Annotated in this window: 24 protein-coding genes; 13 read left to right on the top strand and 11 right to left on the bottom strand. The window is 62.8% G+C overall.

Going from position 1 to position 23,424, the window contains the following annotated elements:
* Nucleotides 1–149: 149 nt before the first annotated feature.
* The 3 genes from DV706_RS07475 to DV706_RS07465 all read right to left on the bottom strand — a co-directional run bounded on the left by DV706_RS07475 (nucleotide 150) and on the right by DV706_RS07465 (nucleotide 2,406).
* Nucleotides 150–530, bottom strand: a complete 381-nt coding sequence (locus tag DV706_RS07475) for a 2Fe-2S iron-sulfur cluster-binding protein (protein WP_006065237.1) — start codon at nucleotides 528–530, stop codon at nucleotides 150–152.
* An 85-nt stretch (nucleotides 531–615) separates the two neighbouring features.
* The gene (locus DV706_RS07470) at nucleotides 616–993 is read right to left on the bottom strand and encodes a 2Fe-2S iron-sulfur cluster-binding protein (protein ID WP_006065238.1); all 378 of its coding nucleotides are present in this window, start codon (nucleotides 991–993) and stop codon (nucleotides 616–618) included.
* A 6-nt stretch (nucleotides 994–999) separates the two neighbouring features.
* Nucleotides 1,000–2,406 (bottom strand): selenium-binding protein SBP56-related protein, encoded by a 1,407-nt coding sequence (locus DV706_RS07465; protein WP_006065239.1) that lies wholly within the window; start codon nucleotides 2,404–2,406, stop codon nucleotides 1,000–1,002.
* Between the two features lie 309 nt (nucleotides 2,407–2,715).
* Here DV706_RS07465 and rio1 point away from each other — a divergent pair, with 309 nt between their 5' ends.
* The 7 genes from rio1 (at nucleotide 2,716) to DV706_RS07430 (ending at nucleotide 9,900) form a co-directional block, all read left to right on the top strand.
* Nucleotides 2,716–3,591: a serine/threonine-protein kinase Rio1 gene (gene rio1, locus DV706_RS07460; RefSeq protein WP_006065240.1), complete on the top strand. Its 876-nt coding sequence runs from the start codon at nucleotides 2,716–2,718 to the stop codon at nucleotides 3,589–3,591.
* Between the two features lie 63 nt (nucleotides 3,592–3,654).
* A complete protein-coding gene (locus DV706_RS07455) occupies nucleotides 3,655–4,158 on the top strand; it encodes a metallophosphoesterase (protein ID WP_006065241.1) in 504 nt (167 codons plus the stop codon).
* Nucleotides 4,159–4,329: 171 nt separating this feature from the next.
* On the top strand, nucleotides 4,330–4,887 hold the full coding sequence (locus DV706_RS07450; RefSeq protein WP_006065242.1) for a KH domain-containing protein: 558 nt from the start codon (nucleotides 4,330–4,332) through the stop codon (nucleotides 4,885–4,887).
* 155 nt (nucleotides 4,888–5,042) lie between these two features.
* Nucleotides 5,043–5,240: a hypothetical protein gene (locus DV706_RS21935; RefSeq protein WP_049889685.1), complete on the top strand. Its 198-nt coding sequence runs from the start codon at nucleotides 5,043–5,045 to the stop codon at nucleotides 5,238–5,240.
* Nucleotides 5,241–5,442: 202 nt separating this feature from the next.
* A complete protein-coding gene (locus DV706_RS07440) occupies nucleotides 5,443–6,693 on the top strand; it encodes an MFS transporter (protein ID WP_006065243.1) in 1,251 nt (416 codons plus the stop codon).
* A gap of 216 nt (nucleotides 6,694–6,909) precedes the next feature.
* Complete coding sequence (gene thsA, locus DV706_RS07435; RefSeq protein ID WP_049889691.1) at nucleotides 6,910–8,568, top strand: thermosome subunit alpha; 1,659 nt, start codon at nucleotides 6,910–6,912, stop codon at nucleotides 8,566–8,568.
* A gap of 339 nt (nucleotides 8,569–8,907) precedes the next feature.
* The gene (locus DV706_RS07430) at nucleotides 8,908–9,900 is read left to right on the top strand and encodes an ornithine cyclodeaminase family protein (protein ID WP_006065245.1); all 993 of its coding nucleotides are present in this window, start codon (nucleotides 8,908–8,910) and stop codon (nucleotides 9,898–9,900) included.
* Nucleotides 9,901–10,030: 130 nt separating this feature from the next.
* On the opposite strand, the gene DV706_RS07425 is transcribed toward DV706_RS07430, so the two are convergent.
* Nucleotides 10,031–10,846, bottom strand: a complete 816-nt coding sequence (locus DV706_RS07425; RefSeq protein ID WP_006065246.1) for a YqjF family protein — start codon at nucleotides 10,844–10,846, stop codon at nucleotides 10,031–10,033.
* 178 nt (nucleotides 10,847–11,024) lie between these two features.
* Nucleotides 11,025–13,682, bottom strand: a complete 2,658-nt coding sequence (gene leuS, locus DV706_RS07420; RefSeq protein WP_006065247.1) for a leucine--tRNA ligase — start codon at nucleotides 13,680–13,682, stop codon at nucleotides 11,025–11,027.
* Nucleotides 13,683–13,895: 213 nt separating this feature from the next.
* Between leuS and DV706_RS07415 the strand changes: the two genes are divergently transcribed.
* A complete protein-coding gene (locus DV706_RS07415; protein WP_006065248.1) occupies nucleotides 13,896–14,321 on the top strand; it encodes a DUF7522 family protein in 426 nt (141 codons plus the stop codon).
* A gap of 44 nt (nucleotides 14,322–14,365) precedes the next feature.
* Here DV706_RS07415 and DV706_RS07410 read toward each other — a convergent pair whose 3' ends face one another.
* The 4 genes from DV706_RS07410 to DV706_RS07395 form a co-directional block, all read right to left on the bottom strand.
* Complete coding sequence (locus tag DV706_RS07410) at nucleotides 14,366–14,785, bottom strand: Hsp20/alpha crystallin family protein (protein ID WP_006065249.1); 420 nt, start codon at nucleotides 14,783–14,785, stop codon at nucleotides 14,366–14,368.
* 70 nt (nucleotides 14,786–14,855) lie between these two features.
* On the bottom strand, nucleotides 14,856–15,314 hold the full coding sequence (locus DV706_RS07405; protein ID WP_006065250.1) for a peroxiredoxin: 459 nt from the start codon (nucleotides 15,312–15,314) through the stop codon (nucleotides 14,856–14,858).
* 83 nt (nucleotides 15,315–15,397) lie between these two features.
* Complete coding sequence (gene pheA / locus DV706_RS07400) at nucleotides 15,398–16,210, bottom strand: prephenate dehydratase (RefSeq protein WP_006065251.1); 813 nt, start codon at nucleotides 16,208–16,210, stop codon at nucleotides 15,398–15,400.
* Nucleotides 16,211–16,311: 101 nt separating this feature from the next.
* Nucleotides 16,312–16,677: a group I truncated hemoglobin gene (locus tag DV706_RS07395; RefSeq protein WP_006065252.1), complete on the bottom strand. Its 366-nt coding sequence runs from the start codon at nucleotides 16,675–16,677 to the stop codon at nucleotides 16,312–16,314.
* A gap of 135 nt (nucleotides 16,678–16,812) precedes the next feature.
* Here DV706_RS07395 and hemC point away from each other — a divergent pair, with 135 nt between their 5' ends.
* From hemC to DV706_RS07370, 5 genes are all read left to right on the top strand, one after another.
* On the top strand, nucleotides 16,813–17,937 hold the full coding sequence (gene hemC / locus DV706_RS07390) for a hydroxymethylbilane synthase (RefSeq protein ID WP_049889692.1): 1,125 nt from the start codon (nucleotides 16,813–16,815) through the stop codon (nucleotides 17,935–17,937).
* Nucleotides 17,938–18,774: a uroporphyrinogen-III C-methyltransferase gene (gene cobA, locus DV706_RS07385; protein WP_006065254.1), complete on the top strand. Its 837-nt coding sequence runs from the start codon at nucleotides 17,938–17,940 to the stop codon at nucleotides 18,772–18,774.
* On the top strand, nucleotides 18,771–19,514 hold the full coding sequence (locus DV706_RS07380) for a uroporphyrinogen-III synthase (protein WP_006065255.1): 744 nt from the start codon (nucleotides 18,771–18,773) through the stop codon (nucleotides 19,512–19,514). Before cobA ends, DV706_RS07380 begins: the two co-directional genes overlap by 4 nt.
* A gap of 108 nt (nucleotides 19,515–19,622) precedes the next feature.
* Entirely contained in the window at nucleotides 19,623–19,982 is a 360-nt protein-coding gene (locus tag DV706_RS07375; protein ID WP_006065256.1) for a hypothetical protein, read from the top strand.
* Nucleotides 19,983–20,051: 69 nt separating this feature from the next.
* Complete coding sequence (locus DV706_RS07370; RefSeq protein ID WP_006065257.1) at nucleotides 20,052–21,548, top strand: DHHA1 domain-containing protein; 1,497 nt, start codon at nucleotides 20,052–20,054, stop codon at nucleotides 21,546–21,548.
* Nucleotides 21,549–21,553: 5 nt separating this feature from the next.
* On the opposite strand, the gene DV706_RS07365 is transcribed toward DV706_RS07370, so the two are convergent.
* Nucleotides 21,554–22,309: a PHP-associated domain-containing protein gene (locus tag DV706_RS07365; protein ID WP_006065258.1), complete on the bottom strand. Its 756-nt coding sequence runs from the start codon at nucleotides 22,307–22,309 to the stop codon at nucleotides 21,554–21,556.
* A 569-nt stretch (nucleotides 22,310–22,878) separates the two neighbouring features.
* Nucleotides 22,879–23,268, bottom strand: a complete 390-nt coding sequence (locus DV706_RS07360; RefSeq protein ID WP_006065259.1) for a hypothetical protein — start codon at nucleotides 23,266–23,268, stop codon at nucleotides 22,879–22,881.
* Nucleotides 23,269–23,424 lie beyond the last annotated feature (156 nt).

The raw sequence follows: 23,424 nt of genomic DNA, 5'->3' as shown, positions 1-23,424 counted from the left end.
CGTGCTCGAGGGTTTCGTCCCGGGCCCGTTAACAGTACTGCAGTCACCCGACCCGTTCGGGACGGTTGTCTCGAGCGTCGAAGCGACCTGGCGATCGGGGCCGCGAAATCGACTCGGAACTTCGACCCGCGGATGGCGTCATGAGTGCCTTATCCCCACGGGCTGTCGCCGAGTTCGGCGCGAACCATCGGCCCGACCGCAACGCGACAGTCAGCTTGCGCCATGGCGATACACAACAGGACGTAGCCGTCCGCTCGCTCGTGCTCTGTCAGGGCCTCGGGCTGGCGTCGGTAGTCAAACGCCGCGGCGGCGTCGATCGACCCGCTCTCTTCCGACGGTTCAGCGTCGGAGTCATCCTCGTCGACCGAGCGGAGTCGGCCCACACAGGCCGTACAGGTCCCCTTTCGGCAGTCATAGGGTAATCGAACGCCGTCCCGCAGGGCCGCCTCGAGCACCGTCTCTCGAGGCTCGACCGTCACGGTATCGCGTCGGCCGTCCGGCCACTCGAGTGTCACCTCGTGACCCGTCATCGTCCGGTTCTCGTTCGCAGTTGTTCGTACAGGAGCGCCACACCTGGTTCTAGGACGGACAGCGAGAAAAGGCTGTGCGCACCGCTCACTTCCAGGGGTTGTCGACCAGTTCGGACTGCACCTGCGAGCCAACGGCGACCCGACAGGCCGTCTCGGGCGTCGCGATACACAGAAGCACGTACCCGTTGTCGCGGTGTCGAGGTTTCAACGCCCGCGGCTCGCGTCGGTACGCGAACGCGTCCGTGACGTCGAACACATCCTCGACTGTGTCCGCGTCGACACTCGCCGTTTCGTCGACCGCGAGCAGTCGCCCGACACAGGTTCCACACGCGCCGGTTCGACAGCCGTACGGCAACGGCGCGTCCGCTTGTCGAGTCGCCTCGAGCACCGTCTCGCGCTCATCGATGTCGATCGTCCGCGTCGGACCGCCGATCCACTCGAGGGTGACATCGTAGCTTGCCATTCGGAGCTACTGCCAGACGTCGCTCGTACAGTCGCCGTCGGGCCACCTGATCTCGTGGGCGCGGGCCGGCCCCGCTGGGCACTCGCCCCAGTCGACGAGGAAGTCCTCGTCCAACTCGAGCGTGCCGTTTCGCGGGTCGACATCGGCTTTCAGCATCACCGAACCGCGCTCGCCTTCCTCGGGATAGAACTGCTCGTCCCACGTGGAAAACAGCGAGGTGGTCCAGTAGAGGCGCTCGCCGTCCAGCGAGAGTTGCAGCATCTGCGGGCCGGCGGAGAGGTCGCGGCCCTGGACTTCCTGGATCTCGCCGAAGGTGCCGCCGACCGAGAGCGAATCGGCCCGGCGTGGGTTCGCGGGATCCGAGATGTCGTACATCCAGACCTCGCCGTGGAGCCAGTTCGAGCCGAACAGATACCGGTCGTCCATCGAGATCAGGATGTCAGTCGTCAGGCCCGGGACCGGCATATCCCAGTCGGGGTGCTCGCGGGCCTCGAAGTCGATCACCTTCTCTGCGCGGTACTCGCCTGCATCCGAATCATACCAGAAGTGGAACATATTCGAGGAGAGTGCGGTTCCCACGAACCCATGGGTCGACTCGGGTGTGTGGAGAAACCGCACCTCGAGCGGGATCTGCCCTTCCTCACCGAGATCGATGGTCTGCTCGACGGTGCCGTGCTCCCAGTCCCAGAAGTGGATTTGCTGCCCGTAGTTGCCCGCCTCGACGTCCTCGAGGTCGAACCCAGGGTAGTACGTCTTCGGCGCGGCCCACTCGGTCGAGACCATCACGTTCTGGCGCGGCTGGTACCAGTAGTCGTAGTTCATCTCGATCTCGTCCGGTGGCTCCCATCGGCCCTCGATCTCGAACTCGTCGTTGAGCTCGAGAAAGCCACCCGGCAACTCGCCGTCGGCGTCCCCGAGCATGCTGATCAGGATTTGACCGTCCGGCACGCAGTGGACCGTATGCGGTGCCGAGAGGTCGTACTCGAAGACGTCCTCGGGTTCGATCACCTCGACCAGTTCGGGATTTCGCCGGTCTTTCGTGTCGATCACGTGGATTCGCGACGAGCGCTGTCCGGGAACGATCAGATGTCTTCGCTCGAGACCCTCGACGTGACACGATGAGGAACAGGCGTTCCACCCGAAATGATGGAGTTCGTCGCCGCGGTTTGGCATCTCGACGCGGTCGATGATCTCACAGTACGTCTCCGAGTCGGGATCGAGGTCGACGACGGCGACGAAATCGGGTTCGTCGATGTCGGTGCCGGTGTAGAGACTCATCACATAGGCGAGTTCCTCTCGGCCGCCCGCTTCGATCGCGGCCTGGGGCGACGCATAGCCGGGGCCACCGTGGTGGTCGTGGTCGTGATCGTGATCCGGTCCCGCTCCCGAACCACTCGTGTTAGCATCACTCATGTTTTTGCCTACCACGAACTTGGGGATAAGTCTAACAGGAGGCGTACTCGTTCGGGCCAGTCAGTTCGAGCGACAGTCTGGCCTCATCTCACACTTGATACAGACTGCTGGAATCACGTACCGGCGATAACCGATCCCGTCTCTGGTGATCGGTACAGCAGACCGTATGAAACGCGATGCAAGCCAAAGCCGTCGTGCAACGGGACTGCGCAGTCACACAGCGGCCACGACAGTGCTGACAGTTCGACAGTCGATCACGGCTAAACAATACCCAGTACTTTACCCGCCCGAGTCCGTACGACGGGGTAGATGGGACAGGGAACAGAGTTCGGGTTGGTCGACCTCGAGGACGTCGAGACGCCGGGCGACGAATGGGAGGAGATCGACGTTTCAGAGACCGAGGCCGACCGGATCGCCCGCAAGCGCGATCGGAAGTTCGAGCAGTTCGAGGAGCGGATCAAAGACGCAGACCAGTTCAAAGTCGAACAATCGGTGTTCGACGATGCGACACTGGCGGCGCTGTACAAGCTCGTCCAGGACGGCTACGTCGAGGCCTTCGGCGGCCCGCTCTCGACGGGCAAAGAGGCCAACGTCTATCTCGCGCAGGGAGACGACCGCGAGGTCGCCGTCAAGATCTACCGGATCAACGCCTCGAACTTCCGGCAGATGCGCGACTATCTCGAGGGCGACCCCCGTTTCGAAGGGCTTGGCGGGAAGAAAAAAGACGTCGTGCTCGCCTGGACGAAAAAGGAGTTGGCGAACTTAGAGCGGGCGAAAGCGGCTGGTGTCCGTGTGCCGGAACCGATCGCCACCGAACGCAACGTGCTGGTCATGGAGTACATCGGCACCGAGGACGGCCGGGCGAAACGCCTCGGCGAAGTCCACATCGAGAACCCCCAGACGGCCTACGAGGTCATGCGTGAGTATATGCGCCGGCTCTACTCGGCCGGGCTGATCCACGGCGACCTCAGTGAGTACAACGTCGTCTTCGATGCACGCGAGGGCCAACTCGTGATCATCGACCTCGGCCAGGCCGTGACGGTCCACCACCCCAACAGCCGCGAGTTCTTAGAGCGCGACTGCCGAAACGTGGCGAGTTTCTTCTCACGACAAGGACTCGAGGTCAGCGAAGACGACCTCCTCGAGTTCGTTACGGACCCGGAGCCGGATCCGTCTCGTAGCTGAGGGCTGCCCGTCGGAAGCCACCACGCCCGAACGGCTTAGTGGCTTGCCACCGCGAGCCATGGTATGCAGATCGGGATCATTTCCGACACCCACGACAACGTCACGGCGATCGAACGCGCAGTCGAGATTTTCGACGAAGAGGGCGTCGAGGTCGTTATTCATTGTGGCGACTTCATCGCGCCGTTGATGATCGGCTACTTCAGCGAGTTCGAACTTCATGGCGTGCTCGGAAACAACGACGGCGACGCCGCAACGCTCCAGTCGGCGTTCGACGCGCTGGGGGGCGAAAGCGAACTGCACGGCCGATTCGCAAGCCTCGAGTTCGACGGGCTCTCGTTTGCCGTCCTCCACGGCGAGTCCAAAGCAGAGGTCGAGGCGATCACAGCCGGTGAGACGTTCGATTTCGTCTGTTACGGCCACCACCACGAGCGAGAGCTGTCGGAAGACGGCCGGACGACGGTTCTCAACCCCGGCGCACACGTCCTGCCGGGTTCTGCGGCCGACCGAACGGTCGCGATCGTGGAGACGCGTTCGGAGACGGTTCGATTCCGATCGGTCGAACCGTAGCCGGTCCCGCGAGCGAGACGGACTGCTGGCGTCACGTCCTGCCGATCACTGACCTCGCGCTGGTGATCGGGACAGCAGATCGTATGGCGCCGTGGCGGTGTGTGTCCGTCACTCGCAGGGGTTTCGGTTCGGACCAAGGTCTTAACCTCACCCAGCCAGTATCGTGGATATATGCAACACGTGAAGATTCCGCAGGACCGTATTGGCGTTCTTATCGGCGAAGGAGGCGAGACGATGCGCGAAATCGAGGCGGAAGCCGAGGTTCGACTCGACATCGATTCCGAGAACGGCTCCGTCGCCATCGACAGCGTTGGCGACCCCGTGCGCGGTCTCAAAGCCCCTGATATCGTCCGTGCGATCGGTCGTGGCTTCGCGCCCGAAGCGGCACTGCGACTGCTCGAGGACGAGATGATGATGTTCGACCTCGTCGACATCGATGCCGCTGCACGAAACAAAAACGACATGAAACGCAAGAAAGGCCGACTCATCGGCGAGGGCGGTCGCACACGCGAACTCATGGAAGAACTGACGGGTGCTGACGTCGTCATCTACGGCTCGACACTCGGCACGATCGGCACGCCACAGCAGGTCGACATCGTCCGCACCGCAGCCGAGATGATCCTCGATGGCGCCCCACACGGCACTGTCTACTCGTTCCTCGAGGACAAACACAACGAGATGAAACACAAAGGGATGGAGTACCACCGGTTCCCCGGCGGCCAGTCCTGATCGAACACCGACCGAACTCGCACACCTCACTCGACGCAGTACGCTCTTTTCTCGGGCAGTTGACGGCGTGTCTGAACGCAGACTCGTTCTCGATTGGTCGTCGGAAATGCATCGAGTGGTGACAGGAGTCGGCCGGACACTGGACAACTCCTTTCATGCTCACCGTCCTCTCGATCGCGTTCGCTTCGATCGTGCTCTACCTGCTGCGCCCCGCTCCCGAACGATCGCGGGGGATCACGGAGTACATCCCCGAGTCCGAACTGCTCGAGACCAGCACCGGCGGCGGTGACCTGAAAGCCGATGCCGAGGAGTCGACGCGCTCAACCTCAACGTCGTCAACTTCGCGTTCCTGATGGCCGGTATCGAGATCAAAGCCCGCGAGATGTTCGGCTACGCCATCGCTATGCTGGTGTTGCTCATCCCGTTCCTCGCGGTCATGCTCTACGTCGTGCCGTACTAACTCGACACACCTGACCACCGGCACTGATTCGGACGAGTTCGCCGGTTCCACGATATTCACATCGCTCGACCAACGATATCGATCGATCTCTCGCAATGAATCGTCCCTACTACGGCTGGATCGTCGTCATCGCCTGTTTTCTCGGGTCGTTCGTCGTTTTCGGCCTCTCCTACTCCTTCGGCGTCTTTCTCGAGCAGATGGCGACTGATTTCGAGCGCTCTCGTGGCGTGACGACGATCGCCTTCGGCGTGCAGACACTGCTGCTCTACGTTGGCGCGGTTCTCGTCGGCGTCTTCGTCGATCGACTCGGCACGCGGCGAATGCTCGCCATCGGGACGGTCGTGCTCTGTCTCGGCTTGCTCTGGACCAGTGTGGCGACGACGTGGCTCACGGTCGTCCTCGCCTATGGTGTCGTCACGGGGATCGGGATGAGCATCGTCTACGTCGTGGCGTACGCGACAGTGCCGCGCTGGTTCGACCGACGTGCAGGGTTTGCCGGCGGCGTCGCCTCTGCCGGTCTCGGTGCGGGGATGCTCGTCGTCGCGCCGGCGGCGACCGCGCTCATCGAGCGTGTCGGCTGGCGTTCGTCGTTTCTCGTGTTAGCCGGCGTCGTCGCCGCCCTGTTGCTTGTCGCGACGCTGCTGATCAGAGACGAACCCACGACGGAGCCGATTCCAGCCGGGGAGTTCGCCGAGCCTCGAGCGCTCGAGGCGAGGACGAACGGCGGTCGAGAGGACGGCAGTGAGCAGCCATCTCTGAGAGAGCAGTTCGTCGACATCTACGCCGTGGCGCGGTCGCCATCGTTCGGGCTGGTCTTCGTCGGCTGGATACTGGTCTACACGACGATGTACATCGTCTTCGTCCACCTCGTCGTCTACGCCTCCGATATCGGACTCTCTCGAGCCGCCGGCGCAACCGCACTCGCAGTTATCGGTGGTGCAAACGCAGTCGGCCGAGTGGGGATCGGCTACGTGTCGGATTACGTCGGTCGCGTTCGCGTCTTCGCCGGCTGTTCGATACTGATGGGCGTATCGACGCTCACCTTGCCGGCGATCGAGACGACGACCGCGCTCATCGCGTTCGCGCTCGTGTTCGGTCTCGCCTACGGCGGGAACGGCGCGCTGCTCGCACCGTTGACCAGTGATCTGTTCGGTCGGAAGAACCTGAACGCGGTGTTCGGACTTATTTCGGGGGCCTTTGCTCTCTCCGGGCTCACTGCGCCGTTTCTCGCTGGTGTCGGATACGACGTGCTCGGAACATACACCCCCGCGTTCGCCAGCGCCGGGCTGGCCGCCATCGTCGGTGCCGCGGCGATCATCGCCGCCAAGCGACTCGAGGGGGCGTGAAGCAATGATTTCTGGTAGTGGCGGAACGTCGCCTCGAGCGAGTTGCTCGCCGCCGATTTGCGTCGCGGGAGGAACGAAGAATAATATAAATACCAGGCGAAGCGCTCGGGTGGAACGACCGGAGTGGGGCCTCGTACAGTGATTTGACCCGACAATTCTCGAAAGGCTTATATAGAATCACAAACAATCCTTCGCTTGACTATGGCACAACAGCAGATGGGCAACCAGCCCCTTATCGTTCTCTCGGAGGACAGCCAGCGGACATCCGGCAAAGACGCACAATCGATGAACGTACAGGCCGGCAAGGCCGTCGCCGAGTCCGTACGGACCACGCTCGGTCCAAAGGGGATGGACAAGATGCTCGTCGATTCGACGGGCAACGTCATCGTCACGAACGACGGTGTCACCCTGCTCTCGGAGATGGAGATCGATCACCCCGCAGCCGACATGATCGTCGAAGTCGCCGAGACCCAGGAGGACGAAGTCGGCGACGGTACCACCAGCGCCGTCGTTATTTCGGGCGAACTGCTCAGCCAGGCCGAGGACCTCTTAGAGCAGGACATCCACGCGACCACGCTCGCACAGGGGTATCGACAGGCCGCCGAAGAGGCCACCGAGGCCCTCGAGGACATCGCCATCGACGTCGAAGCCGACGATGACGAGGTCCTCCAGCAGATCGCCGCTACCGCGATGACTGGCAAAGGCGCAGAGAGCGCCCGCGACCTGCTCGCCCAGCTGGTCGTCGACGCCGTCCAGTCGGTCGCTGACGACGAGGGTGTCGACACGGACAACATCAAAGTCGAGAAGGTCGTCGGCGGCTCGATCGAGAACTCCGAACTCGTCGAAGGCGTCATCGTCGACAAAGAGCGCGTCTCCGACAGCATGCCGTACTTCGCCGAGGACGCGAACGTCGCGATCGTCGACGGTGCCCTCGAGATCAAAGAGACCGAGATCGACGCCGAGGTCAACGTCACCGACCCAGACCAGCTCGAGCAGTTCCTCGAACAGGAAGAGGCCCAGCTGCGCGAGATGGCCGAGCAGGTCGCCGACGTCGGCGCTGACGTCGTCTTCGTCGACGGCGGCATCGATGACATGGCCCAGCACTACCTCGCACAGGAAGGCATCATCGCCGTCCGCCGCGTCAAATCCAGCGACCAGGGCCAACTCGCCCGCGCAACCGGCGCAACGCCGGTCTCGAGCGTCGACGATCTGACCGAGGACGACCTCGGCTTCGCCGGCAGCGTCGCCCAGAAGGAGATCGCTGGCGACCAGCGCATCTTCGTCGAGGACGTCGAGGACGCAAAGGCCGTCACCCTCATCCTCCGCGGTGGCACCGAGCACGTCATCGACGAGGTCGACCGTGCGATCGAAGACTCCCTTGGCGTCGTCCGCACGACCCTCGAGGACGGCAAGGTCGTCGCCGGCGGCGGCGCACCCGAAGTCGAGCTCTCGCTCGCCCTGCGTGACTACGCCGACTCCGTCGGTGGCCGCGAACAGCTCGCCGTCGAGGCCTTCGCAGACGCCCTCGAGGTCATCCCACGCACCCTCGCAGAGAACGCGGGACTCGATCCCATCGACTCGCTGGTCGAACTGCGTGCCGACCACGACGGTGGCGAGACCACGTCCGGTCTCGACGCCTACACTGGCGACACGATCGACATGGCCGAGGAAGGCGTCTACGAGCCGCTTCGCGTGAAGACCCAGGCTATCGAATCCGCCACGGAAGCCGCAGTCATGCTGCTCCGTATCGACGACGTCATCGCCGCCGGCGACCTCGCAGTTGCTGACGACGACGGTGACGAAGAGATGCCACCAGGCGGTGGCATGGGCGGCGGCATGGGCGGTATGGGCGGCGGCATGGGCGGCATGATGTAAGCGGGATTCGAAAGATCTCGACTATTCGAGCGGGGAACGACGTAACTCGCTCGCCGAACCCAGAAAGCCTCTCAGCTCCCCTGCGGGTCCGGCACCCGGCCCTTGCGGTGGGAGCCCCGTACTACCGCTCGAGCGCCAATCGAGTCGGCCCACGTCGCGGTTCGTCGTCGCTTCCGACTTGAGTCCGCTCCTGCACTCGAGTCACCGACCGCGGCGACCGATTGTTTTGTTCGTGATTCGACGCGCTTCGAGTGTCATCGTTCTACACACGTGGAGGCATCGCTGTCGAAAGTGATGATATTCGATCCATCTAAGTAGTCGCTCGCAATATTCGCCACCATGCAGACGCTTCTCTTGGACAGCAGTGATGTTGACGAACACGCCGCGCTTGCAGACGTCATCGACGCGGTCGAACAGGCCTTCGGGGCGTTCGAACGCGGCGACACACAGATGCCCGCGAAATCCTATATTGATCTGCCCCAGTACAACGGCGATTTCCGGTCGATGCCAGCGTATTTAACGACCGACGAGTGGGACGCCGCCGGGCTGAAATGGGTCAACGTCCACCCGGACAACCCCGCCGAGTACGACCTGCCGACCGTACTGGGGACGATGATTTACTCCGACCCGGAGACCGCGTTCCCGCTGGCCATCATGGACGGAACGATGCTCACGATGAAACGCACCGGCGCAGCGGCAGCCGTTGCCACCGACTATCTGGCCGTTGCGGACGCCACGACGCTCGGCATCGTCGGCGCAGGCGTCCAGTCGTACACTCAACTCGAGGCGATCAGTGAGATCCGACCGATCGAAGAGGTCGTCGTCGCTGACCTCGACGAGGACCGCATCGAGCGATTCATCGAGGCGTTCGGCGACGAATTCGACGTCCGCGCCGGCTCGATTTCGGAGGCTGGCCACTGCGACGTGCTTTCGACGGTGACGCCGGTCGAAGACCCGATCGTCGGCCTCGAGGACGTTGGCGACCACACCCACGTCAACGCCATCGGTGCCGACGCGGAGGGGAAACACGAACTCGCCGACGAGTTGCTGCAAGCAGCGCGGATCGTCATCGACGATCACGAGCAGTGTACTCACTCCGGCGAGATCAACGTCCCCTACCACGAGGGCGTGTTGACCGACGACGACATCCACGGCGAGATCGGCGAACTCGTCGTTGGCACGAAAGACGGCCGGACAGCCGACATCGGCGTCACGGTCTTCGATTCGACTGGACTCGCGATTCAAGACGTCGCCGCGGCCCACGTCGTCTACGAGAACGCCCGCGCCGATGGCGACGGCTATGACTTCAGCCTGATCGATACCGACCGGTAGACGCGTCGTTGCGGACCCACCGGTCGAAAAACGAACACGAGGCTGGGTCAGTCGTCCGCGTCGGACACGCACGGCTGGTCGGTCTCGCGTCCAACCGCCGTCTCAGTTCGAACAGGAGCGACTACGACGCTCACAGCCGTCGGGGAATCGACCCTGTCATCGAGAGTTCACTGCAGTAGTACGCGACCGGGTCAGCCATCGGCTCCGGGAGTTCGTGTGCCTCGAGCATAGAATTGTCGTGGATTGTGACGTCAGCGGGCTGCAACGGCCAGCGCTCGTGTGCGATTTCGCCGGTCAGAACACCCCGGTGTTCGGCAGCGTAAAAGCGACGTCGTTCGGTGAGCCAGTGAGCGAGCGTCCCCGGTTCTGGCCTGAACACGTCACCGTTGGGACGGTACGTCGCCGAGAACCGCGCGGGCGTTCGTTCAACGTGAAAGCGTGGTCGAGCGCCAGCCCCGGTCTGTCCTCGCGTACTCGAGAACGAGACGGTCTCGCCGTCGGTGCTGACCCGCATATGGGCGTGGTAGACCGGCAACCGGGTTGTGCGACCGACTGCGGCGGCGATCAGCGGGCTTCCGACGTCAATACTGAAAAAGAACAGGCCGGGATCGCCGCGATAGCGGACGTACGTCCGGACGTTGAGTTCGGCGACCGCCGTTCGGAGGGCTGGTGGCGTCCCACGGATGCCGACGTTCGTGAGCACGAACGGGAGTACGCTCACCCAGGCGTCGCCGTTTCGCGTCTCGAGTGTCAACTGCTCAGGAACGTGCGATCGAAGCGCGTCGGGGTCGACCGGCCAGTTGATGAACAGGCCGTCGCGCCACGTCATCGACGCGATGTGGGGTGCCATCGGCGACGAGCCGTCGCCAAACGTCCAGCGAAACGGGTCCGTGCGCGTGCGCGTTTGTGCCCGTCTCCGTGTCTGTCGGGTGTGCTGATCAGTCATCCGTGAGCGCCAGCCACGTGGCCGTATCAGACGACACGATGGACAGCAGTATAAATCAGACAGTCGCCTGTCAGAACCGATGGGAGTTTCGTCGGCACACTGCCGGACGGGTGGAGCACGGGAGTCGACCAGCAGCACGGACCACTGCCACTCGTGACAGGGGCCGTCTCTGCTGTCGTTAGTCGTCGATCTCGATCGCTGGCCGGCCGGGTTCGGCGTTTTTGAGGACACCGTCATCGACGGCGTCGGCACGAACGACCGACACTGGTGCGTCGAACTCGCGTTCGATCAGCCACGCGGCTGACTCGAGGGCGTCGTGTTCGTCATCAGGGTCGAGCGTCATCGACAGCGCTTCGCGTTCGGCCTGCAGATCCTGCCCGTAGCTGGCGGCGGCGTCGCCCTGTTCGCGGATATGTGACTCGCCCATGAGCTCGCCGATCAGGTTGGGAGCGTCGCTCTCGATGGCGATCTCGAGCGCGTCGTACTTCCAGCCGGGAGCGATGACAACGTCGATCGCCTGCGGGTCGTCGATGCCAGCGACGTCGATGATCTGACGAACGTCCTCGCGCGTGTTCTCGACCAGCTGACGGCGTTTCGCGACGTAATCGTAATCGACGTCGGCGGTCGGCCACTCGGCGTCGACGACGAAGCCATCGTTGCCGAGTGCGTCGTGAAGCTCCTCGGCCAGATGCGGGGCGACGGGCGCGAGCAGTCGAACGACGGCCGACAGCCCACGTTCGTAGGTGTCGGCGTGGGGCTCGGTGGAGTCCGCATACTGGCGCAGCGTCCGCACCAGATCCTGCGTTTCCCGCAGTGCCCGGTTGAACGTCAGCTCGTCGTACTCCTCGGTGGCGATCGCGACCGTGGCGTCGATCTCGCTTGCGACGTAGCTGGCGATCGCGTCATCGTCGCCGTCAGGTTCGTTCGCGGTGTACTCCGCGACCATTTCCCGCAGTCGGGTGAGGAAGGCGTACGTCGAGCGAACTCCTTCTTCACTCCAGTCGAAGTCCCGCTCGGGCTGGGCGGCCTGCATCATGAACAGCCGCGCGGTGTCCGCGCCGTACTCCTCGACGATCCGCTGGGGTGAGACGACGTTGCCCTTCGACTTGGACATCTTCTCGCCCTCGAGTTGGACCATTCCCTGTGCGAGCAGGTTCGTGAACGGCTCGCGGTGCTCGAGTCCTTCGTTGTCGGCGATGACCTTGGTGAAGAAACGCGAGTACAGCAGGTGCATCACGGCGTGTTCGATGCCGCCGACGTACTGGTCGACGGGCATCCAGTCGTTGGCCTGCTCGAGATCGAACGGAACGTCCTCGCGGTCGGGAGAGATATAGCGAAGGAAGTACCACGAGGAGTCGACGAATGTGTCCATCGTGTCGGTCTCGCGGGTCGCCTCGCCACCACACTCGGGACAGGTTGTCTGTTTCCACTCCTCGGCGGCCTCGAGTGGGTTCTTCGTCGTGTTGATAAACTCGGGCAACTCGACCGGCAGCTCCTCATCGGGGACCGTGACGGCGCCACAGTCGTCACAGTGGACGACCGGGATCGGGGTTCCCCAGTAGCGCTGGCGGGAGATCCCCCAGTCGCGAAGCTGGTACTGGGTGGCCTCCTCGGCGCTCTCGATGGCTTCGGTCAGGCGCTCGCGAGCGGTCTCGCTGTCGAGGCCGCTGTACTCGCCGGAGTTGACGAGCACGCCGTCGTCGGTGAACGCTTCTTCGCTGACGTCAGGTGCGTCGGGAACCGTCTCGCCGTCCCAGTCGTCGGGTTTAGGGGCGATAACGGGCTCGATATCGACGCCCATCTTCTCGGCGAAGGCGTGGTCGCGGTCGTCGTGGCCAGGGACGGCCATCAACGCGCCCGTCCCGACATCCGAGAGGACGAAGTCGGCGACGTAGACGGGAATCTCCTCGCCGGTGACGGGATTCGTCGCGGTCAGTCCTGTCTCGACGCCGTTCGGTTCGTCGCCGTCGGGGTCTGCCTCGTGCTCGATGAACTGCCACACGTCGTCGTCTTCCTCGGCGAGTTCCTCGCTGATCGGGTGATCTGGCGCGAGTGCGAAGAACGTCGCCCCGAAGATCGTGTCGACCCGGGTCGTGAAGGCCTCGACCGAGCCGTAGCCTTCGAGAGTGAACTCCAGTTCGGTCCCGTACTGGCGACCGATCCAGTTGCGCTGCATCTGACGGACCGAGTTCGGCCATCCTTCCAGATCGTCAATGTCCTCGAGCAACTCGTCTGCGTACTCGGTGATCTTCAGGAACCACTGCTCGAGTTCGCGCGTCTCGACGGGGGTGTCACAGCGCCAGCAGAGTTCGTCGTCGCCTTCGACCTGTTCGTCGGCCAGGACGGTCTCACACTCGGGACACCAGTTGACTTCGGCGTCGCGGCGCTCGACGAGATCCTCCTCATGGAACCGGGAGAAGAGCCACTGGTTCCACTTGTAGTACTCAGGCGTACAGGTCGCGATTTCGCGATCCCAGTCGTAGCCAAAGCCCATCGACTCCATCTGGTCACGCATCGTATCGATGCAGTCAAACGTCCAGTCACGCGGGTTCGTATCGCGTTCTTTGGCGGCGTTTTCGGCTGGGAGGCCGAACGCGTCCCACCCCATCGGGTGGAGCACCTCATCCCCGGTCATCCGACGGTAGCGAGCGTAGGCGTCCGTAATCGTGTAGTTTCGGACGTGGCCCATGTGGAGTTTGCCCGACGGGTACGGGTACATTCCGAGCACGTACGTCGGATCGTCGACGTCGTCGGGCGTCCGATAGGCGTCTTCGTCGTCCCACGCCTCCTGCCAGCGTCGTTCGACCGCTGCATGGTCGTATCCCGTCTCACTCATTGCTGTGTAGACATCCGAACTCGCTCCTTATAATGACTGCGAGGCGACTATCGCCGCCGCAGACGGATCGACACGGTGTGCACAACAGCACAGAGAAGGCCACGGAGGCGAACTACGACAGGATGAGGACGAACGTCCACAAACCGGACAAAATACACGTAGAGGCGCTGTACCGCCGAAACCTTTGATAGTCGTGGCGGCATATCCGTCCTGATGAGCCAAGAGCGATTCACCACTGACATCGACACTGCACTGGCCGACGAACTCGTGAGTATCGCCCGGACAGGGCTTGGCGATGAGCTTCGGAGTGTCATCTACTTTACACCGTCTGAATTCGATATCCTCTATGTCAGACAGGGTATCTACCACTCCCACGCAGATGCACGACGTGCCAAATCACCGCTCGTGGATCTCGAGTCCGTCGGCTTTGTAGAAGCACCCGTCCGAAGCGCACTTTCGGCGACTGACGGCAATTCGGAACTCGGGCCGTACTCGTTTACGATTCGGGTTCACGACGACGGGTTCGTCGTCAGAAAACTCGTCGGCGACGTCGGCGTCCTCCTGACGACCGACAGTATGGATATTACGGCGTTCAGCGATGGGGCAACTGCGATCGAACGGCACCTGAGCGAGCGGTAGATGGCGGCTGCCGGGGAGCGACCGACACGGTTTGGTTGGGCTGGCTACTCGATATCGATCTCTCTGGAGGTCTCGCCGGTTGTGACTTTCGGGAGTCGAACCGTCAACACCCCGTTCTCGTGGCCTGCCGTGATCGACTCCTCCTCGACGGGTTCGGGCAGCCGGATCCGACGACTCACCGACGTTCGGGTCCGCTCGCGTCGAAGGTAGCGGTCACCCTCGTGTGCGTGGTCGTCCTCGCGTTCGGCGTCGAGGCGGAGGGTTCCCTCCGAGAGCGTCAGTTCGATGTCGTCGGTCTCGTAGCCCGGCAGATCGGCCGTGACGACGTACTCCTCGTCGGTTTCGACGACGTTGACCGGGACGGAGCCGGGAACCTGCAGCCCGCCGCTGGTCATCCCCTCTTCGACCTGCTTGCTCACGCGGTCGAGCATCTCTTCGATTTCCTCGAACGGATTTCCTCGCATACGCAGATCTACGACCTCGAGTGGGATAAATTCTGCCCGCCCCTCGAGGTCAAAACGGAACTCGAGAACGTTACTCCGGCAGCGTCACCAGTCCGTCATCGATCGCCTCGAGAAGCACGTCACGCGCGTGGCCGTCTGGGTCGACGTTCTCGTAGACGGTCTGGACCTCGCCGTCGGCGAGGAAAAACGTCGTCCGCTTGGTCACACCGCTGTCCCGCAGGTCGACGTCGAACGCGTCGGCGATCTCGGCGTCGGGGTCGGCCAGCAGATCGAACTCGAGGCCCTCCTGTTCGCAGAACGACTGGTGTGAGTCGACGTCGTCGATCGAGACGCCGTAGACGTCGACGCCGGCATCCTGATAGGTCTCGCGCTCGCGCTGGAACTGGTTGGCTTCGATCGTACAGCCGGGGGTGTCGTCTTTCGGGTAGAAGTAGACGACTGTGGGCTCGTCGAACTCGAGAGTCACTGCCTCGCCGTCTTGAGTCGGTGCAGTCACGGTCGGAGCGTCGTCGCCTGCAGTGAGTGGCATGGTCGTACTCCCGCAAGATGGGGAAAAACAGTTTCCGATCTCCGTGGGAGATCCCGGCCAGGCGCTGGCTCGGTCGCTCAACGCTACCCGACGACGTGTTCAGTGTCGTACGAACCCAGCCGACGGACCCAGCCCTTCTCTGCCAGCTCCTCTAAGTCCTCGATCGCTTCTTTCGTCCGCGCCTCGTAGAGGCCGGCCTCGATATCGATGTGGAAGACGTAGTCGCCCAGTCGCTGGCCGCTGGGACGGGATTCGACCCGCGTCAAGTTGATATCGCGGTCGGCAAAGGGCTCGAGCAGTTCGAGCAACAGGCCAGGGTAGTTCGCGTTCGGGTAGACGACGAGCGTGGATTTGCCGCCGCCTTTCGAGCGCTCTTCAGCGGGTGCAAGCGCGAAGAATCGCGTCGCGTTCGAGTCCTGATCCTGGATGTCCTCAGCGAGCACTTCGATGCCGTTACCGCCGTTGTCGGGGTGGCCGATACCCGCGACGGACGGATCTTCGCGGGCGAACTCGACACCCTGTGCCGTGCTCGCGACGGCCTCGAGCGTGGCGTCGGGATACTCGCGGTCGAGATAGGAGCGACACTGCGCCAGCGCCTGGGAGTGACTGGCGATCGTCTCGAACTCCGGCCCCTGAGCGAGCAAGGCGTGTCGAATCGGCGTGACGATCTCGCGGACGACGGCGACGTCGTACTCCGCGAGCGCATCGAGGCTCTCCGTGACGCTGCCTTCGATGCTGTTTTCGATCGGAATGACACCGCGATCGTGCTCGCCGCGGGCAACGGCGTCGACGATGGCCGTCACCGACTGGCGGAAATCGATCTCGTCGCCGTTGGCGATCGCCGTGGCTGCCCGGTGTGAGTACGTTCCTTCGGGACCAAGCGTAACTGCAGTCATTGGGTTGTGATACCGGGGACGGCATCAAAAGACCTCGGGTCCGGCAAGCCGGAGCGGGCGGGCTCGAGCCATCGGTTTGTCCCACCCCCACCGGCGGTGGATCAGGCTGTCGCTGTTACGATGGCGTCCTCGTACTCACCGACAGCAGCGAGAACCGTGTCCCGATCGTCGGCGTCGATCTCGAACTCCTCGAGGGTCGACTCGAGGTGGGTAACGATTGCATCGAAGTCGGGTTTCGTGATCTCGAGGCCGTCGTGTGCGGCTGCCATGTCAGCACCCGTGTAATCGACGGGACCGCCCGCAACCGCACTGAGAAACTGGGTCTGGTGGGCCTGCTGTCGTTGCATGTCGACGTCGTTGAAGTAGTGTGCAACTCGTTCGTCCGCAACGACGCGGTCGTAGAATCGGTCGACAACCGCCGCAATGGCCTCTTGGCCGCCGAGTCGATCGTAGAGTGTGTTCGACATCTAAACCAATCTACCAGTGTCGATTACATAAAATTCCTGTCGAACATGTTTTCGAAACTGAAACTCGTCGCCGTGATGGGTGACTGGCGTCCGATAAGCGTGCGCTTTTCATACCCCAAGCGCAGACTCATGGCTATGAGAACGCGCGGGACGTTGCGATTGGCGACACGGGGGTCCACGCTTGCCCGGCGGCAAGCCTCACTGGTACAGGAGGCGCTGGAGGATCGACGCTACGAGGTCGAACTCGTAACCGTCGACACCACGGGCGACCAGATCAAAGACGAACTGATCCACCGACTGGGAAAAACCGGCGCGTTCGTCCGTGAGCTCGACGAACGCGTCCTTGAGGGCGACCTCGACGGGGCGATCCACTCGATGAAGGATATGCCGACCGAACAGCCCACAGAACTGGTGACCGCCGGGGTGCCCGAACGCGGGCCACCGGGTGATCTGCTCATCACGCCCGACGGTGCGACGCTCGAGGAGTTGCCCGAGGGCGCAACCGTCGGCACCTCGAGTCTGCGACGGCGGGCCCAACTACTCTCTGAGCGCCCCGACCTCGAGGTCGAGCCGCTGCGCGGGAACGTCGATACGCGCCTCGAGAAGTTGCTCGCGCCCGCACTGCAGACCGAACACCAGGAACGGACGGAAGCGGACAAAGAGCGCAAGGGGAACACCGGAAACGAGAATTTCGAGCCTGAGTTTGACCAGACCACTGACGAATGGTTCGACGGACTTACCGAGCTCGAAAAGCAGGCGCTGGGCCGCGAGATCGAGACCGAGTACGACGCGATCGTGCTCGCTCAGGCCGGCCTCGAGCGGAGTGGCCTCGACCACTACGTCGACGCCTACGAGCTGCCGACATCGACGTTCGTCCCGGCACCGGGGCAGGGAGCGCTCGCAGTGACTGCGATCGACGGCGAAACGGCTCGTGATATCCAGTCCGCGATCGATCACCCACGCAGTCGCGTCGAGACGACAGTCGAGCGAACGGTCCTCGCGGAGCTGGGTGGGGGCTGTATTGCGCCAGTCGGCATCTACGCGGTCGTCCAGGGCGAACACGTCCATGCGACGGTCACCGTTTTCGACCAAGACGGTGAGCAGTCGGTGACCGGAAGCCGAGATCTGCCGATCGAACGCCACGCGGAGGCCGCTCGCGAGTTCGCCCGCGATCTAGCAGACCGTGGTGCAGCGGACCTGATCGAGCAAGCCCGCATGGAGAGCGACGCTGACGACGAAGAGACACAAGAGGGGGCGTAGATGCCCGCGTCGGATGAACCCGGTGTGGAAGACGAGACAACCCACACCGAACTCGGCACCGTCTATCTCGTCGGGAGCGGCCCTGGCGACCCCGAGTTACTGACCGTCAAAGCCCAGCGTCTGCTCGAGGACGCCGACATCGTGCTTCACGACAAGCTCCCGGGTCCGGAGATCATCGACATGGTTCCCGAAGCGAACCGTCAAGACGTCGGCAAGCGCGCTCACGGCAATCGGACGCCACAGTCTGAGATCAACGAACGACTGGTCGCACTCGCTCGCGACGGACAGAACGTCGTTCGACTCAAGGGCGGCGACTCGTTCGTTTTCGGCCGCGGCGGCGAGGAAGCCGAATATCTCGCCGCCCACGGGATTCCCTTCGAGGTCGTTCCCGGGATCACGTCGGCGATCGCCGCCCCCGCAGTCGCTGGCATTCCGGTGACCCACCGCGATCACGCCTCCTCGGTCTCCTTTGTCACCGGCCACGAAGACCCTACCAAACCGGAGTCGGCCGTCGACTGGGAGGCGCTGGCCACCGCCGGCGGCACGATCATCGTGTTGATGGGTGTCACACGGCTGCCCGAGTACACGGCGGCGCTGACCGAGGGCGGTATGGCCCCCGAAACGCCGGCCGCACTCGTCGAACGCGGCACGTGGCCGACTCAACAGGTCGCGACGGGCACCCTCGAGACCATCGTCGACGTCCGCGATGCAAACGACATCTCGCCGCCCGCGGTAACGATCATCGGCGGCGTCGCCAGCACTCGCGAATCAGTCGTCGAGTTCCTTCGGAACGACTACGACGACGCAACCGAGGATATGAACCACGAGCCACGATGAGTGACACACCCACCGTCGCTGTCTTCCGCCCGGACGACGACCGACTTGCCGATGCCGTCTCCCTGCTCGAGGAACTCGGCGCGACTCCCGTCGCCGATCCGATGCTGGAAGTCGACCCAACCGACGCGACACCCAGAACCGACGCCGACTATGTGATTCTCACGAGCAAGACCGGCGCGGAGCTCGTCTCCGCGGCCGGCTGGGAGCCCGGCGATGCCACCGTCTGTGCCATTGGCCCCGCAACCGCCGACGCGCTTTCCGATGCAGGATACACTGTCGACATCGTTCCCGAGGAGTACACCTCGAGTGGCCTCGTCGCCACCCTCGAGGGTGATGTCGACGGCGCACGCATCGAGGTCGCTCGCAGCGACCACGGCAGCCCGGTGTTGCTCGAGGGACTCGAGGATGCAGGTGCGTACGTCCACGAAACGATCCTCTACCGACTGGTCCGTCCCGCGGACAGCGGTGGGTCAGCCGAGTTGGCCGCCGAAGGTGGCCTCGACGCCGCCTGCTTTACGTCATCGCTGACCGCCGAACACTTCCTCGAGGCCGCCGCCACACGGGGCGTTCGCGAGGAAACACTCGCAGGACTCACCGATGTCACGGTCGGTGTCATCGGCGAGCCGACGGCCGAGACCGCTGACACACTGGGGATCGACGTCGACGTCGTCCCCGAGGAGGCTACGTTCGGCGCACTCGCGCGCGAAACGCTCGAGGCCGCCCGGGCGACTCGCGAATAGACAGGGCTCGTTCGGGTTGCACAGCCGAGCGAATGTGTGTTATTTTCTTACAACCAGCGCTCGCAAGCTGTGCCCTCACGCTCGCTCGAGCCTACGCATCACCTACCAATGGCTGTCGCAACGCCGCTCACGCGGAGGCTCGATCCGCCAGCGTCCATCGAGCTCCGCGTCGCGTTTTTCATCCTCTGGAGTATCGACACGGTTGCCGCGACGCTGTTCTTTCTCGTTCCGTACGCAACCGAACTCAACCCTGTCACCGTCTTTTTCTACGGGCTGTTTGGCCTGCCCGGCGTCGTGCTCGCGGCGGTCTGTTATGCCGGGGTCGTGGTCGTAATCGGCCACGTCCTTTCGGAGCCACTCGACGTTCGGTTCGTCGTCAGCGTCGTCCTCCTGTACGTCGTGTTTGCAGCGAACAACATCGTCCTGTTGCTCGCTCGTGAACCACCGCATGAACTCCTCGGGCTGTAGCGACGGGACTCGAGTGACGCCGGAGCCAGACCGCAGCTTTATGAGCGAAGCCGGCCCAACGATAGCTCGATGGCTGGGCCGATCCCCGAACTCGAAGACTGTGCGACACGCTGTGCAACGCGGCTCTGTGCAGCCGACCGCGTCCTGTTGGCCTCACATATCGACGCCGACGGGCTGACCAGCGCTGCGATCGCCGCCCAGGCACTCGAGCGGGCACGGATCCCCTTCGAAACGGTCTTCGAAAAACAACTCGATGAAGACGCGATCGCCGACATTGCGGCCACGGAGTACGAAACAGTCCTCTTTACGGACTTCGGGAGCGGCCAACTCGATATTATCAGCGAGTACGAAGCCGACAGCGCGTTTACCCCCGTCATCGCAGACCACCACCAGCCGGCCACGGTCGACGACGACGGCGAGTCGGTCCGTATCGAGACCGACTATCACCTCAACCCGTTGTTGTTCGGCATCAACGGCGCTTCAGAACTTTCGGGTGCCGGCGCAAGCTACGTCCTCGCACGCGCACTCGCCGCGGTCGCAGACCAGCAGCCGGACCAGCCGGTCGCGACCGATGGCGGAACAACCACTGCTGCCCGCTCGGACAACCGTGATCTCGCCGCGCTCGCCGTCGTCGGCGCTGTCGGCGACATGCAGGCCTCTGGCGGTGAACTCCACGGCGCGAACGCAAAAATCGTCGCCGAAGGCGTCGATGCCGGCGTTCTCGAGACCGGCAAGGATCTCGCGCTCTACGGCAAACAGACCCGCCCCCTGCCGAAACTGCTCGAGTACGCAACCGACGTCCACATTCCCGGCATCTCGAACGATAAAAACGGCGCGCTGCGCTTTCTGGACGAACTCGATCTCGAGTTGAAACGCGACGGCGAGTGGCGCCGGTGGGCTGGCCTCACAAACGACGAAAAACAGACCGTCGCCAGCGCACTCGTCAAGCGGGCCGTCTCGAGTGGCGTCCCCGCGACAAAGATCGACGGGCTCGTCAGCACGGCGTATGTCCTCCCCAACGAACCCGTCGGCACCGAGTTACGGGATGCAAGCGAGTTCTCGACACTGCTCAACGCGACCGCCCGCTACGAGCGCGCTGACGTTGGTCTTGGGGTTTGCCTCGGGGACCGGGGCGACGCGCTCGAGCGGGCTCGAAAGCTCCTTCGCGATCACCGGCGCAACCTCTCGGAAGGGATCGACCTGGTCACACAAGAGGGTGTCACGCACGAGGATACCTTCCAGTGGTTTCACGCGGACGATCGCATCCGTGAGACGATCGTTGGCATCGTCGCCGGGATGGCGATGGGAAACCAGGGAATCAGTCGATCGAAGCCGATCATCGCGTTCGCTGACAAGGATGATGAGCACGTCAAAGTCTCGGCCCGTGGCACCCACAGTCTCGTCCGAGAAGGGCTCGATCTCTCCATCGTCGTTGGCGAGGCCGCACGCGCCGTCGGCGGCGACGGCGGCGGTCACGACGTCGCTGCCGGTGCGACGGTTCCGAAGGGGGCCGAAGCAGAGTTCATCGAACGCGCCGACGAAATCATCGCCGAGCAACTCTCCTGAGCCGGTTATCTCGAGCGGTCCATCGACGCCGGAACTGTCGGAATGAGGGGCGCCCGCGAGGTCAGCAGGTACGTGGATTTACGAACGGCCCCCTTGGCGTACTGGACCGTGCTCTTGTGGATCGGGGTTCGCTTTCCTCGGATCTGGGTGCGACCCTCGAGAATGGCATCGACGAGGTCGTCGCCATCGATATTTGCTTTCGTCGGGTTCGAAGCGTTGGGACTGACGAGAATCTCGGTGTAGGCTTTACCGACGTTTGGGAGGTAGTGGGCATCGCTCGCGCCGATCTCGGGATAGTCACGTCGCCGGGCGAACGTCCGGGCCCGACGGTTTCGGTAGCCAGTAAAGACCATCGAGTTGTAGGTCTCGATCGCGTCGGCATCTTTGATATGACGTTTGCGGACGCCATGGCGGCTCCGTTGGAATGGATGTGGCACGATAGCGATCCCGCCCAGTTCACGGACGGTTTCAACGGTTTGCATGAACGGCTGACCCGGATCCGGTCGTTGTTCGACACCGATTGCCAGCAGATGGCCGTGTCGAGTCGAGACCTCGACACCAGGAATACCCACCAGTCCGTACTCCGGTGCGAGTGCTGCGGCGCGAAGTGACTCGCCGATTTCGTCGTGGTCAGTGATAACGACTCCATCGAGGCCGATATCGGCTGCGTGCTCTAGGATGAGTTCGATCGGTTCGTGACCGTCGTATGAATCATCCGAGTGGACGTGGAAGTCGATAGCAAATGGGATCTGAGATGTCATAGGACCATGTCAGGTGGCGTCTGTGAGTATCCATTCCGCTGATGGAAGTGTGACATCCTCCCACGACTAACGTCGTGGGCTTCCCACGCCCGTTGCGCTGGTTTAGGAACTTACGTTTACGACCCGACACGCCGATGGGAGTGCCACGTCCCCGTTACTCCTATCCTATACAGGACTCGGAGGTATCTGATTGTTTAACATCGGTTGGATTGTCCGAAGGCTTACTTTTTGATGAGGCAAACACCAAGTCAACTGCCAGTTTTCGGACAGTTAATCGCGATGGGCTATCATCGCAACGACAATCGCTAATACGTAGTTTGGGCACTCATACTTTACGGTTTCAACGTTTGAGAACCGTGCGGCGATTCATCCCACGACTGAAGTCGTGGGTTTTCCCGCCTAATTCGGATAAGCGCTCCGCTGGTGGTCGCCCGGGAACAGCCCTAATTCAATATCGCATTATACACTTTATTAGCTTCGTGTTTCGATGCTGGCACGCAACTTCTGACGGCGGTAATCAGTTGTTTGCTACACTAATAGCATGTTGACGACTACGTGTGTGCCCCGACTCACCTTATCGGTGAGAGGGTATCAGGAACGACATCTGAAAGCCGAACCTGCTCGAGCACATCCCGTATCTCCCCGGGACCGGCCGGCTCGTCGACACGCTCGTGTACGTGGTGCATACACTCGAGCATGCCCTTGATTGCGGCCTGGCGAGTCGAGACACGGCCGATCGCTTCGGCGACCGACTGATCGGCAAGGAAGTACCGATAGCGAAGTTCCCAACAGCGGCTGAGGCCGAGTCCGGGGTGTGATCGGTCAGCAGCAGTCCGATCCGCAACGAGCTCGAGCGGTGGCTGGCTGTGACGATACGAAAACTGTCCGTCACAGCAGTTAGCAGGCCCCCATCCGGGAGGGAGTTTGTCACGTGGGATTGGGGGATAATCAGGGGACATGTAGCGTCTTGAGGAGCGTCGACAGAGTGTTGGTTCCGCTTGCGTACGCATCGTCCGTATGTAGGTGGCCCATACTGAGTCAACGGGCTGATAGTACCAACGGAATGGGGAATACGGGCAACCGATCGTCCGACTTTTGTCGTCGCTTGCCGTCCG

The sequence above is a fragment of the Natronorubrum bangense genome (assembly GCF_004799645.1).
Classification (GTDB): domain Archaea; phylum Halobacteriota; class Halobacteria; order Halobacteriales; family Natrialbaceae; genus Natronorubrum; species Natronorubrum bangense.
Note: the sequence above shows the minus strand (reverse complement) of the source record. Positions and strands in the feature narration are given on the sequence as shown.